At 39.8% G+C, this 13274-nt stretch carries 14 protein-coding genes; 6 read left to right on the top strand and 8 right to left on the bottom strand.

Annotation, left to right across the window (positions count from 1 at the left end; genetic code table 11):
• Window positions 1-225 precede the first annotated feature (225 nt).
• Window positions 226-771 (bottom strand): oligoribonuclease, encoded by a 546-nt coding sequence (gene orn, locus AABI99_RS15830; protein WP_338367053.1) that lies wholly within the window; start codon window positions 769-771, stop codon window positions 226-228.
• Window positions 772-1056: 285 nt separating this feature from the next.
• On the opposite strand from orn, the gene rsgA reads away from it, so the two are divergent.
• Entirely contained in the window at window positions 1057-2115 is a 1059-nt protein-coding gene (gene rsgA, locus AABI99_RS15825; RefSeq protein WP_338367054.1) for a small ribosomal subunit biogenesis GTPase RsgA, read from the top strand.
• 15 nt (window positions 2116-2130) lie between these two features.
• Entirely contained in the window at window positions 2131-3009 is an 879-nt protein-coding gene (gene asd / locus AABI99_RS15820; RefSeq protein ID WP_338367052.1) for an archaetidylserine decarboxylase, read from the top strand.
• A 142-nt stretch (window positions 3010-3151) separates the two neighbouring features.
• Here the strand turns inward: asd and AABI99_RS15815 are convergent, their stop codons facing one another.
• On the bottom strand, window positions 3152-3478 hold the full coding sequence (locus AABI99_RS15815; RefSeq protein ID WP_338367051.1) for a hypothetical protein: 327 nt from the start codon (window positions 3476-3478) through the stop codon (window positions 3152-3154).
• A gap of 43 nt (window positions 3479-3521) precedes the next feature.
• On the opposite strand from AABI99_RS15815, the gene AABI99_RS15810 reads away from it, so the two are divergent.
• A complete protein-coding gene (locus AABI99_RS15810) occupies window positions 3522-3872 on the top strand; it encodes a DUF5522 domain-containing protein (protein ID WP_338367050.1) in 351 nt (116 codons plus the stop codon).
• Window positions 3873-3901: 29 nt separating this feature from the next.
• Here the strand turns inward: AABI99_RS15810 and AABI99_RS15805 are convergent, their stop codons facing one another.
• The 6 genes from AABI99_RS15805 to AABI99_RS15780 all read right to left on the bottom strand — a co-directional run bounded on the left by AABI99_RS15805 (window position 3902) and on the right by AABI99_RS15780 (window position 10604).
• Window positions 3902-4996, bottom strand: a complete 1095-nt coding sequence (locus tag AABI99_RS15805) for a capsular biosynthesis protein (protein WP_338367049.1) — start codon at window positions 4994-4996, stop codon at window positions 3902-3904.
• A 176-nt stretch (window positions 4997-5172) separates the two neighbouring features.
• Window positions 5173-5592: a group 1 truncated hemoglobin gene (locus AABI99_RS15800; RefSeq protein ID WP_338367048.1), complete on the bottom strand. Its 420-nt coding sequence runs from the start codon at window positions 5590-5592 to the stop codon at window positions 5173-5175.
• Complete coding sequence (locus AABI99_RS15795) at window positions 5592-6425, bottom strand: DUF3034 family protein (RefSeq protein WP_338367047.1); 834 nt, start codon at window positions 6423-6425, stop codon at window positions 5592-5594. The genes AABI99_RS15800 and AABI99_RS15795 overlap by 1 nt, the downstream gene beginning before the upstream one ends.
• Window positions 6412-8727 (bottom strand): EAL domain-containing protein, encoded by a 2316-nt coding sequence (locus AABI99_RS15790; RefSeq protein ID WP_338367046.1) that lies wholly within the window; start codon window positions 8725-8727, stop codon window positions 6412-6414. The genes AABI99_RS15795 and AABI99_RS15790 overlap by 14 nt, the downstream gene beginning before the upstream one ends.
• Window positions 8720-9379 (bottom strand): methylamine utilization protein, encoded by a 660-nt coding sequence (locus tag AABI99_RS15785; RefSeq protein ID WP_338367045.1) that lies wholly within the window; start codon window positions 9377-9379, stop codon window positions 8720-8722. The genes AABI99_RS15790 and AABI99_RS15785 overlap by 8 nt, the downstream gene beginning before the upstream one ends.
• A 121-nt stretch (window positions 9380-9500) precedes the next feature.
• Entirely contained in the window at window positions 9501-10604 is a 1104-nt protein-coding gene (locus AABI99_RS15780) for a phosphoribosylaminoimidazolesuccinocarboxamide synthase (RefSeq protein ID WP_338367044.1), read from the bottom strand.
• Between the two features lie 176 nt (window positions 10605-10780).
• Between AABI99_RS15780 and AABI99_RS15775 the strand changes: the two genes are divergently transcribed.
• The 3 genes from AABI99_RS15775 to AABI99_RS15765 all read left to right on the top strand — a co-directional run.
• On the top strand, window positions 10781-11851 hold the full coding sequence (locus AABI99_RS15775) for a CDP-glycerol glycerophosphotransferase family protein (RefSeq protein WP_338367043.1): 1071 nt from the start codon (window positions 10781-10783) through the stop codon (window positions 11849-11851).
• A 2-nt stretch (window positions 11852-11853) separates the two neighbouring features.
• Window positions 11854-12552, top strand: coding sequence for an ABC transporter ATP-binding protein (locus AABI99_RS15770; RefSeq protein WP_338367042.1), 699 nt, complete (start codon window positions 11854-11856; stop codon window positions 12550-12552).
• Window positions 12549-13274: ABC transporter permease (locus AABI99_RS15765; RefSeq protein WP_338367041.1), on the top strand; the 726-nt coding region annotated here is incomplete at its 3' end. The genes AABI99_RS15770 and AABI99_RS15765, both read left to right, overlap by 4 nt.

Below are 13274 nucleotides of genomic sequence, written 5' to 3'. Positions count from 1 at the left end.
AACTCGTGACCTCGACCTTGGCAAGGTCGCGCTCTACCAACTGAGCTAGTGCCGCCTTATAGTTAGTCAGTAATTTTTCCGTTGGTGCGCGACAGGTCGCGTCCAACATTCCGGCAACTGAGCTAGTGCCGCTTTATAACTTGCTCAAACACATTAACCCCGCATGGGTTATCGTCTTGAGCGGGGCAGGATTCTACAATAATCCGATGTGTTTGCAAGTGTTTTTTACAAATTAAAGAATTTTTCTCTATAGACCTTTAATTCCATAATAGAATCTTTAATATCATCAAGCGCAAGATGAGACCCTTTTTTATTCACCTGTGCTAACACTTCAGGCTTCCAACGTCGGGCAAGCTCTTTAATTGTACTTACGTCTAAATTACGGTAATGAAAAAAGTCTTCAAGCTCACGCATGTACTTATTCATAAATCGGCGGTCTTGCCCTATAGAGTTGCCACACATTGGTGATTTTCCTGCCGGCACCCACTGCTTTAAAAAATTGAGCGTTTGTTCTACGGCATAGGCTTCATCATGTGTACTCGCTTTGCAGCGCGCCGTTAAACCCGACTTACCATGTTGTGTCGTACACCACTCATCCATACCATCTAACAGCTCATCACTTTGATGAATTGCTATAGTAGGCCCTTCTGCGAGTATATTTAAATCAGCATCAGTCACTACCGTTGCAATTTCGAGTATTTTATCTGTTGCAGGCTCAAGTCCGGTCATTTCCAGATCAAGCCAAATTAAATTAGATTCATTAATAGTCATAGTAACCTTAAACAGTGCTTTTCTTTAGATCCAACGCATTTCGATATATCATATTAGCATCAACCGTTGAGCTAAAGCTTTTTTTATACCGTTTTGGTTAATTAAGTAATCTATTTCGAGGTAGTAAAACCTTGTCGATAGCAAGGCAAAGATTTTGTTATTTAGTTGTTCTAAATGAGAAATTTTTAACGTAGCTAGCGTCAGGTTTAGCCACTCAAAATGGTTAAGTATTACCAACTGGTATTAACGCAAAGCCAACATTTAAACCAAGGTTATAGGCCAAAAGTGGCAAAACAGAAAAAATTAAGTAAAGGCCAATCTCGCAGGATCAAGGCTAATCATCAAAAGCGCCTAAATAACGCCGATACAAAATCAGCAAAAGGTGGCGCACAAGAGTGGCAAACAGATAATTTAGGCGCAACCGAAAACGCAGTGGTGATCAGCCGCTTTGGTCAACATGCCGATGTAGAAACACAAGAAGGTGACGTATTACGCTGTAATATTCGCCGCACCGTTACTAACTTAGTGTGTGGTGACGAAGTTTTGTTTCGTCGTGCTAAAGTAAGTGAAGGTGATTTAGCAGGCGTTATTGAAGCAACTCAGGAGCGTCGCTCGCAGCTAACACGCCCAGATTTTTACGATGGCGTCAAAGTTATTGCGGCCAATATAGACCAAATATTAATGGTCTCAGCTGTGTTACCAGAATTCACGCCCAACATTATCGACCGATATTTAATTGCTTGTGAAGATATGGGCATAGAGCCTATTTTAGTGCTTAATAAAATCGATTTAATCGACGACGAAGGACTGAGTGAAATTCAAAAAATACTCGATATATATCGAGGTCTAGGTTATCAGGTACTACTTGTCAGTAGTGTAACTGGTGAAGGTATTGATGATTTAAAAAACGTTTTGGTTGGCAAAAACAATATTTTTGTTGGCCAAAGTGGCGTAGGTAAATCAACCTTAGTTAATACTGTACTCCCTGAGGCCGAAATATTAACGCAAGAAGTTTCACAAAACAGTGGGCTTGGGCAACATACCACCACTGTATCGCGCTTACATCACCTACCTAGTGGTGGTAACCTAATTGACTCACCTGGGATACGTGAGTTTGGTTTGTGGCACTTAGAGGTGGAACGCGTTACTTGGTGTTTTAAAGAATTTAGAGAATTTATAGGCGGATGTCGTTTTAGAGACTGTAAACATTTAAACGATCCTGGCTGTATAATTCAACAAGCGGTAGCCGATGGCGAAATTTCGCAATTGCGGTTCGAAAGCTACCACCGTATTTTAGAAACAATGGCCGATGGCCGTGCTGGTGCACGCGCACCTCGCGTTTAATTTAGGAAACAATCTGTGAGTTTAGACAAATTTAAAATTGCAATGCAGTACGCAATGCCAAAGCACTTTATTTCACGCGTAGTAGGTAAGTTAGCAGCAGCTAAAGCAGGTGCATTAACTACAACGCTAATCAAATTGTTTATCAAACAATATAAAATAGACATGAGTGAAGCAAAATACTCAGACCCTGCCCATTACAAAACATTTAATGAGTTTTTTACTCGCCCATTAAAAGACGGCGTGCGCCCTATGGCTGAGGGTGACAACATTATTACCCACCCTGTAGATGGCGCAATTAGCCAGTTAGGCGATATTGTAGATGGACAGCTAATACAAGCAAAAGGTCACGACTACAGCTTACAAGCGCTACTAGGTGGCTCTGAGGACGATACCACGCCATTTTTAGGCGGTAAGTTTGCAACAATTTATTTAGCGCCTAAAGACTACCATCGTATTCATATGCCTATTGACGGTACGCTAAGTAAAATGATTTATGTACCGGGCGACTTATTTTCAGTAAATCCACTCACAGCGCAAAATGTACCCAATTTATTTGCTCGTAACGAGCGTGTAGTCGCTATTTTTGAAACCGAAATTGGCCCACTGGCCATGGTACTTGTAGGCGCAACAATTGTAGCCAGCATAGAAACCGTTTGGGCAGGCACAGTAACACCACCCGCAGGTAGCGATGTATTTAGCTGGAACTACCCAACGAAAGGTGACAATGCTATTACCCTTAAAAAAGGTGAAGAAATGGGCCGCTTTAAACTAGGCTCAACAGTGGTACTAGCATGGGGTGCAGATAAAGCAGATATTTTAGAAGATCAGCTCCCAGAAACAGTAACACGCTTAAATACTGCGTTTGCTACAATTAAAGAAAGTGAAGAGCTGTAAGCATATAAAGCAGTTGTTTCACTATGCCCTGTGCTCAAAGCATAACTGCCTTGAGCACAGGGCAATATTAACTTTACTATAATGTAGCGTTTCTTATTTTTTAAAGTAGCTTAATATAGTTGAGCTCACGCCCAAAATATACTTAGGACGTAAGAAGCTGATGTAGCTGAATCAGTTTGAATTTATTAAGCTCACCCATCTGTTCGCTATTACTAAGTGCATAAATAACCCCTTCGAATTCAGCGCAGTCTATATCGTCGCGAGAATCAATAACATTAGCCCATAGCTCTAAATCATCTATCTCAATTTCGTGCTCTATACAGCGTGTTAGCACGTCAATCAAAACTGATTTTGAAAGTGTATAAATCGGCGCACCTTCATCTATAGCTGATGAAGTCATCACACTGATGGCTGCTTCTCTTTGCTCACCAAAAGTAATAAATTCGGCCAACGCTTTTTGTATATTCATAATATTTGTTATTCTTGCTGCTCTATTGCTGATAAGAATTAAAATGACGAGATTAAACTGCTCACAATGTAACACTGAACTCAACTGTAGAGTAAGCAATATAAGTGATTGTTGGTGTAACCAATTACCTGCTATTTTACCGCTTGATGAGTCGACAACAAGCTGTTTATGCCAGCAGTGTACGCTAATTAAAATAAATGCTTACCTAGCCAATATTTACACTCAACCAATAAAATCACAAATTGAATTTGCTAGGCCATTTAGAGGAAATGACAATTTAATCGAAGGACTTGATTACACCATGCAAAATGGCTACATGGTGTTTAGTAAGTGGTTTTTTTTAAAGCGAGGTACATGTTGTAAAAATGGTTGTAAGAACTGTCCATACAGATAATTTATAACGTTTAAGCATTCAATACCCTGTTAAATAGACTGACTGTTATTAAATTGTGCAAATTTATCCGCATTTTTAAAACGTAATTCAATTGCTTTTATATGCTCGTCTTCTGTGTGCTTCCACACACCCGGCACACTGTAAACATGTTTTAAGTAGCAAAAAAATTTATCGCGTAACTGCGAATTAAATTGCCACCCTTTAGCGACATCTGCGATTTGTGCACTCAGTTGCTCACTCGTATCCGCGTGTTTAACTAATCCTTCAATGTTGTAACAGGCCTGCCCTACTGTAATGACACGTTTATTTAATAATAGTGCTTCTAAACCGACCGTAGAATTGATAGTAATAACCGCTTCTGCACATTCAATTAGTTCACAGGTTTTATTGCCGTTTGCAAATAATGCAATAGGGTCCTTATTGTATAAATGAGTGTAATGCTTATGCCATGATGGATGCTCTTTAAAAACAACCTTTAAGCTAGGATCATTTAATAATTTCACAGCCTTTACAACTTCGTTGTATAGCATTTCCATAGAATCAATCCATGGTGAAAAACTTGCTAATTGCGTATCATGAGGGACTTGAAAAGGCACAAAAATGTAGCGTTCAGGTATGTTTTCAGCTGAAAATTCGCAGCGTTTTTTGTGATTTGCTCGAGGTATCAGATCCGGTGCATCAAAATTTAATGTGTTGTTGCGATTAAAGTTTAAATAAAATTCAGGGTCGCGACTTAGCGACGCGTGATAATTAATCCCTTGAGGATCTAGACTAGTTGTGCCTGGTAGTAAGCCATTCTCATAATAAAATTGTTTAATCCCTAATGCTTTAGCTGCCATAGCAACCGTTGTATTAGGGAGCTTATTACCATTCCATATTACTATTGCTTCTGGGTTAGTTTCAGTTAATAAAGCTAAGTATTTTGCGTAACGTAAACGCTCAAAAAAGCGCAATGCCGCTTTGTATACAGTCGATAATAGTGAGTTATTCCAAAGGTTATTGCGAGCACATTTACGCTTTAATTGAGTGCTGATCACATCACTAAAATCAACCTTAAATGCTGCACTTAAATAGTTTAAAGCTGTAAGCTTAGGCGCCCCCATTACGTGCAATTGGCAATCCATATTCAGTTTTTTTATGATTTTTTTATAGTACTTTGCGTGTACGTTTTTACGGGATATAAATAGGTAAGACATACGAGCTGTGCGCGCCAATTATTGTTTTTTGAAAAAGAGTACTAAGTGGACACTATAACAAAAGTAAGGTTCACTACTAAGACTAAATAATTTGAAGGTGTTATTTAAATTCTTATTATTTTACTTCGCAGCGGTGCCATTCTGAATAGGATCTCGTTTTGTATACTATGACTAATATTTTGTTCTTCCATGGCGTTAACAAGCAAGTCCACAACATGATTAAAGTCTTTTTCAGTTATGTGCATACCTGTGTGAATATCTACCATAGAATCACCTTTGTACTCACAGGGGCCATCAACAAGTGCACACATGTGCACGATAAAACCTTCTCTGAAGTGATCAATATTGCTGTGCTCAAAATAATGCAATACCTGATCGTCATTACCTATTTGGTAAATAAAACTATCTACAATACGCGCAAGCCCAGCACGACCATCAAGCTGTTGATAAAGCGATAAGTTGGTTGAGCTGGCGCATCCACTCAGCACAGCTAAACTCAAGCATAAAATAACAACGTTTTTCATTACCAATACCCTGTTACAGATAAATACCACCCTGTTTGATCGCTCGCACCAGCAATGCTGCCTAAATCTAAATATGCGGCAGTAACACTTACATGCTTGTTTGGCATCCAGGCAACAAATAAATCTTTCCAGTCTTGCTCACCTAAATTAAGGTTATTCGACTTTTGCCTATATTCTAAACCTACAGCAACACTTCGGCTTAAAAATAAAGCGGTGCTGCCCTCAAATAAAATTTTTGCGTCATCATTTGCGCCACCATAGCCAAGCAAACCAAGTTGATTAGCCTCACTGTAGCGAGTTGTGACGTTCCAAAACCAGTTAAGCCCACCAACAGCACCTAAATGAAGCTTACTTGCTGCAAGGTAGTAATCAGTGCCGCTCGTATCCTTTGCCCCTACAAGCGTTGCAACAGCGCCATCATCAAGGGATTTATGCTGAACCCCTAAGCTCAATTGCGGCCATTTGCTATACACTATATCGCCGTATAAACGAATTTTAGCGCCCGTGATAGATTGCTCTATTTCGTTATCTAGGGCAGGCACGTCAAAGCGCTGTTGTGCATAGCTAAGTTCTACTCGATTAAATAGATTAACTTGCGCTCCACATACGTCTAACGTGTAATCTGTAACATCGGCATGGCTACAAAAACCATTTACCGAGAACTCGTCTTCACTGGCGTACCCCGCAAGTTGTGCCCACGGCACAATACCACCACCGCCGCTACCCTCTATTTGCGATACCCCGGGCGTTGCTAATAATTTCCCATCGCTTGCTAAACTAGAAAAGCTCGAACTAAACAATAACCCTAGCAATAAACACTTAACTTTTTTCATAATATTCCTTTAGCCACTGCTCTAATAAGTCTGCTTTTAAAGGCCGGCTCAGGTAGTAACCCTGAGCATGGTCGCAATGCATCAGTTTAAGTAAGTCTAATGAATCCCTGTTCTCAACACCCTCTGCAACGACACTAAACCCTAACTGATGCCCAAGAGTAATAGTCGATTGAACTATGTGTTGATCTTTGCGCGACTCATCTAGCGTTAAAATAAAACACTTATCTAACTTTAGTTCATCAATAGGCAGCATTTTTAATCTCCCCAATGACGTTTGTCCTACGCCATAATCATCCAGTGAAATCTTTACGCCAATCGTTTTTAAATTCTGTAACGCCTTTATCCCTTTTTCTTCATTTTCAATCATGTCACGTTCTGTGAGTTCAACTGTAATAAGGGTTGGATCAACAGTATACTTTTTTAGAGTGCGCACAAGCGCAGAGTGAAATGTTGGTGAAGCAATATCTTGTGCTGATACATTGATTGCAGCCTGCATTTCAATACCTTTGGCTTGCCACTGAGCCACCTGAGAAACCACAGTATCAATAACCCACGACGTAAGCTCTACAATAAGTCCTGACTGCTCAGCTAAATCAATAAATAGTTCTGGGTTTACCCAACTGCCATCTTTGCGTTGCCAGCGGATGAGTGATTCGACTTTATTTATTTTTTGTGTTTGTAAATGCAATTTGGGCTGATAGGTCATAAATAGTTGCCCATCGTCATCGTTAATGGCTTGTTTAAGCTCATCTAACATTTTAAGGCGATCTAAATGCGCTTCGTCTTCCCCATTTTGATAATAATGAATGCTCTCAGGGCTATCTGTTGCACTATCAACGGCAATAAGTACGCGACGCATTAAGTCGTCGCTAGCAAGCCCTTGCGTTGGGTACTCTACAACGCCTGCGCTAAAGCGTAAGTTAATTTTTAACGTTTTAATGGTATAGCACGCTAAAAGTTGAGCCATTAAGCCCACTATCCCACTTTTTCTCTCTCTGGCTGCAGCGCTTGGAAACACTGTTAAAAACTCATCGCCGCCAATACGTGCATGAAAGCCACCCAGCTCATCCGAAAAAGCACTTATTCGATTAGCTACCGCCTTTAAGCATTCATCACCTACACGAGGCCCAAGTTTATCATTTATATGTCGCAAGCCTTTTATATCAATTGCAACTAAGGTGTACTTTGTAGAGGGACTAAGCTCATCATCGAGCACCTCAAGCATCGCCGAGCGGTTATAAAAACCAGTGAGTGAATCATGGCGTGCCTGAAAACTAATTTTTTGTTCACGCTCGTTAATATCGTTACCCATGTTATCAAAAGCGTTAGCAAGAGTTGCTATTTCAATACTTTGTTTAGCTGCATTAAATTCGAATGTGTAATTACCCTGTGCAAACTGCCTTGCAATAACTGCAAGCTGCGATAATGGCGTTGTTAAATTGTTAGCGAGCAAACTGCTGGTAATAACCCCTACTAACATAGTTAAAATGGCCATAATAATTAGCGTCAATAATAAATTTTCAAAATCGTTATAGCTTTGCGTTAAATCAGCGCTTAGCAAAATACTTACCGTATCCCCTTGCAAAGACGGCAGCATAATGTCTCGGTTTTTATATACAGGATAATCACCAAATAAACGCGTTGTAGAGGCGGTATTAAAATAGTTTTTCGGTACAAAAACATCTGGTCGCTTAAGCAAAGAACTCCTTACAAAGTTGTCTTTCTCAGCAATAAAGCTAACATCCATTCCTGTTAGGTTTTTAAGCTCTAGGGCGACTTCGTCATCAATTTTAAAGCCCACTAAGCTGTATGCAACCGTTCTAGGCGCTCTTACCGGCAATAAAATAACTTGATATAGCTGCTTGTTAAGCACTACAAAGCTCGATTGCTCTGGCGAAGTTAATAACTCATCCAGGAGCGACTTTAAATTTTGAGGGTATAAATCTGCATTAGTATTGGCTGAAATTAATTTACCCGATAAATCAATCAGTAGCATAAGCTCTGCATCAATACGCTGACTGTGATTAAACAGTACACTGCTTATGGTGCCGGCATCGCGAGTGGCAACCGCTTGCTTAAAACCAAAGTCGGCAGTGAGCACTTTGGCAGCAGTAAGCAATAGGTTTTCTTTAGCGCTCAAATACTGTTTATATACATTTTGCGCTACGCTAATATCTTGATTTACTTTTTCTTCTTGAAATTTACTGGTAGACCACCAAAAACTGGCAATACTTACCAGCGTAGTGAGTAACACTAAACCTACACATAAAACAATAATGCGGTTTTTTAAACTATTAGTCATTACCGCCCTTAAACTTACTGCCAAAGGTATTACGTGGCGGTGGAGCGGACGTATTAACTTCAATCAGTAATTTATTATTATCATTAATCATTATCATTTTCTTATTTTCTAATGGGGCAGTTTGCAGCGGATGCCACACGCTCAGCGTCGTTGGTAACGATGTTATATCTAGACTTAGCTTACCCATACGACTGGTTTTATATACGTGTTCGCTGTTTGCCACGTAAATATAACCCACCATAGAGTCATGAATATTACAGCCTAGTACAACGACACCTTGTTGATCAAAAGTCACAGGCTCTTTGGGTTGGCCCGAATAAAGCTTAAGCTGAAAAGGCTTTGCCTGAGAAAAAGAGTAAACATGATGGCGAATATTATCGCTATTAGGAAAGTTGACTTGCTGGCCTTTTTGCACCACGAGTAAATTAGGCACAAACGCTTTATTTACTTGATCCATAACCCCAATAGGTAATTTAGTCTGTTTTTGCGTTGCTGCCTTGTTGAGCTCAATAACGGCATTTTGTAGTGGCTGACCATGTTGATCTTGAACAACTAGCTCAACATTTTCACCCAGTACACTTTGGCTAAAAAATAAAGTCGCGGCGAGTAAATAACCTTTTTTATTAAAAACTTGCTGCATTTGCCTAAACATACCAACACCTAAAAATTAATCCTAGATTAAGTTAATTAGAGACCGGCGCTAATTGCAAGAAATATAGCCCAGTAACTAAAAATAAAGACTGGGCTTCGTTTAATTTAATACTTTAGTAGTGCTATTTTACGATGAGGCCGTAATCACTATCTAAAATATTAATAACTTCTTGGCGAGGATCTTCTGGAATTACAATCTCTTTGCCAATAATTTTACTCGCTATACTCACATACGTATTAGATACTTCAAGCATCACTGATTCAGGTAAAATAAAGTCTTTAGCGAGCTGCTCACGTTCATCCATACGGTCTTTATTTAACAATACGTCACTTTCTGGCACATTAGAAATTAGTAACTGACGAAACCCTTCTTTAGAATTTTCGACTATTTTACCATCGCGGTAAGCCGCACCATCCCATATGCGCGAAGAATCCGGAGTACCTACTTCATCAATATAAATAAGCTGCTGGTTACCGTCTAAATCCTCTACATAACCAAACTCAAATTTTGTATCTACAAATATTTGATCAAGTTTTGCCAGCTCATCACTAATTAACTTAAAGCCTTCAACCAACAGTTTTTCGTATTTAGTCACATCCTCTGCCGATTTAAAATTAAATACATCTAAATTATCAGTGATGTTAACGCGCGTAATATTCACATCATCAACAGCTGGAATATCAGCCACGCCTTCGATAACCCCTTTTGTAGAAGGCGTTATGAGTACATTTTCTAGCTTTTGGTTTGCCTGCAAACCTTCAGGTAAATCGATACCACAAAAGTTACGAACTCCTTTGCTATAATCGCGCCACATGCTGCCAGTGATATATTGACGCGCAATCGCTTCTACTTTAACGGTACTTGCTTTACGTACAATCCATACGTAGGGATGCGGAATATCAACAATGTGGTTACCCGCAAGGCCCGCTTCATCAAATAACTTAAACCAATGAGATGCAACAGAATTAAGCGCAATACCTTTTCCTGGTACGCCATTTAAACCATTTTCGCCTTGCCAAATACAGTCAAAAGCAGAAATACGGTCTGAAATAACCATAATTGCCAACTCAGTTCCTTGCGGAACTTTATAGTTTTTTTCTTCAATAAGGCGTGCGCTGTCTTCATCTGTTAGCCAGTAAACAGAACGAACTTTACCGCTGTGTACGGCACCTTTAGTGCGAATGGGTAAGTCATCGTTTACGTCTAAAACTTTATAGCTAGTCATGCTATCTCCGGGGTTAGGGATGCTCAAAGAGCAAAGTATGGTATGGGGTTATAAGCGCTATATAATAAATCAGCCTACCCTAAAGCTCAATCAACCCTTAAAACTAAATAACCACGCAATATTTATATGGCTGTAATAATGCGGTAAACTTAGCGTGCTAACTAGAGGAGTACCGCTTGAACTACCTAACCGCGACCGCAAATAAAAAATACCTAATGTATATTTCGCAAAATTATTCATACGCTATTTTAAGGCCGCTTCAGGCGCAAATATTAGCCCATGGCGGAGAGGTTCGGTGGTTTTTGGCAGGAAGTGAGGTCAATCCCGATTTTTTAAAAGAGGATGAGCAGCGTTTAAACTCAATTCCCGCTATCCAAAAATGGAATCCAGATTTAGTTTTTATTCCTGGTAATATTGTTCCAAGTTTTATCCCTGGTAAAAAAGTAGCTGTTTTTCATGGATTTAATTCTGAAAAGCGAAGCTCTGAAGGGAACAGAGGCCATTTTACCATTAGGGGCTGCTACGATTTATATTGCACTCAAGGCCCTAATACTACTGAGCGCTTTAAAGAGCTTGCACAACAACATGGTTTTTTTAAAGTAACAGAAACAGGTTGGCCTACTCTTGACCCTTTGTTTAACGAGTCACAAAGCAATCCATACCAAAGTAACGACCCACGCCCTACTTTACTTATTTGTTCAACCTTCTCTCGTAAGTTGTCACTAGCACCCAAATTATATGAGCAAATAAAGCGTTTTAGTGAACAAGGTAAATGGCGAATCCTAATGCAGTTTCATCCTAAAATGCCAACCGAGTGGGTAAATAAGTACAAAGCACTAAGCAATAAAAATTTAACCTTTATTGAAACCGATAATGTGTTACCCCTGCTAAAAGCAGCTGATGTAATGCTCTGTGATACCTCATCGGTGTTACTGATGTTTTTGTTACTTCGCAAACCTGTAGTTACCTTTTGTAATCAAAAGCCTATGCCCCATTTACTTAACGTTACCAACGCAAATGAAGTTGAGCCTGCAATTGAGCGTGCATTAACGAAGCCTAATGACTTAATGCAATATATTGAAGACTATTGCCAAGAGCTGCACCCTTATACGGACGGAAAATCTAGCCAACGAGTGCTTAATGCTGCAAATGAATTTTTGCATAAAAACGAAAAGCTAAAATCTAAGCCTCTTAACCTATTTCGAAATCTTAAAATGCGAAAAGAATTCAACTTTTGGGGTTGGTAAAAATGATAAGCCTAAAGAACGTAACCTTTAAATGGCATAAAAATGATGCCAATCCAACGCTTAATATTCCTAGCCTTAGTATTAATAAAGGTGAGCATGTTTTTTTACATGGTCCAAGTGGCTCTGGTAAATCAACCCTACTTTCGCTATTGGCAGGTATAAACACACCAAGCAGTGGTAGCATACGTATTTTAAATGGCGATTTAAATACACTTAGCAATACGCAAAGAGATGTATTTAGAGCGGAGAATATTGGCTATATTTTTCAAAACTTTAATTTATTACCGTATTTGACCCCAATTGAAAATGTCACCTTGGGTTGCGAGTTTTCAAAAAGCAGAAAACACAAAGCCTTACAGCAAACAATAGAGCCTAAACCAAGCTTACAAAAAGAGGCAATTCGTTTATTAACAGCATTAGGCTTAAGTGAGTCTTATCATAGTAAAGATGTTGCTTCGCTCAGCATTGGTCAGCAACAGCGGGTTGCCGCTGCTCGCGCATTTATTGGCAGCCCAGAGCTCATAATTGCTGATGAGCCTACCTCTGCACTCGATAATGCAAATCGAGAAAGCTTTATAAAGCTATTGTTCGAACAAGCAAAGCACGCTAACAGTACACTTGTTTTTGTAAGTCATGATGAAACATTAAAACCACTATTTAATCGCACTATTAGCTTGGTAGATTTACAGGAGCAATTATGATCCTGACTAAATTGGCATACAAAAGCTTATTAAACCGCAAAGCCAGTGTATTACTCACGCTGTTTACCATTGCCATTAGCGTCATGCTGTTACTCAGTATTGAGCGAATACGCGTTGATGCCAAAACCAGCTTTAGCAATACAATTTCTGGCACTGACTTAATTGTTGGTGCCCGTACTGGCGACATCCAGCTTCTGCTTTCGTCTGTATTTAGAATAGGCCATGCTAACAACGGCATCAGCTGGCAAAGTTATCAGTACATAACGGCCCAGCGCGGTGTTAAGTGGAATATTCCCATTAGTTTAGGCGACAGCCATAAAGGCCAAGCAGTCATCGGCACTACCCGCGATTATTTTACTCATTATCGGTTTGGTAAAAAGCAAACGTTAAGCTTTCAGCAAGGCCATACGTTTGAGCATATAAACCAGGTGGTACTTGGCAGCGACGTAGCCAGCCGTTTAGGGTACACACTAGGTGATAGTATAGTAATCTCACACGGAATGGGAAGCACGAGCTTTCATCATCATAAAGATAACCCGTTTATTGTCACCGGTATTTTAAGCCCCACCGGCACGCCTGTAGATAAAACCTTGCATATCCCCCTTGCTGCTATTGATTTAATTCATGGCGGTTTACACACAACCCACAGTGAACAAGATGAACATGGTGAACATGGTGAACATGGTGAACATGGTGAACATGGTGAACATGGTGAACATGGT

The sequence above is a fragment of the uncultured Pseudoalteromonas sp. genome (assembly GCF_963922945.1).
Classification (GTDB): domain Bacteria; phylum Pseudomonadota; class Gammaproteobacteria; order Enterobacterales; family Alteromonadaceae; genus Pseudoalteromonas.
This window is presented reverse-complemented; position numbering and strand designations above follow the sequence as displayed.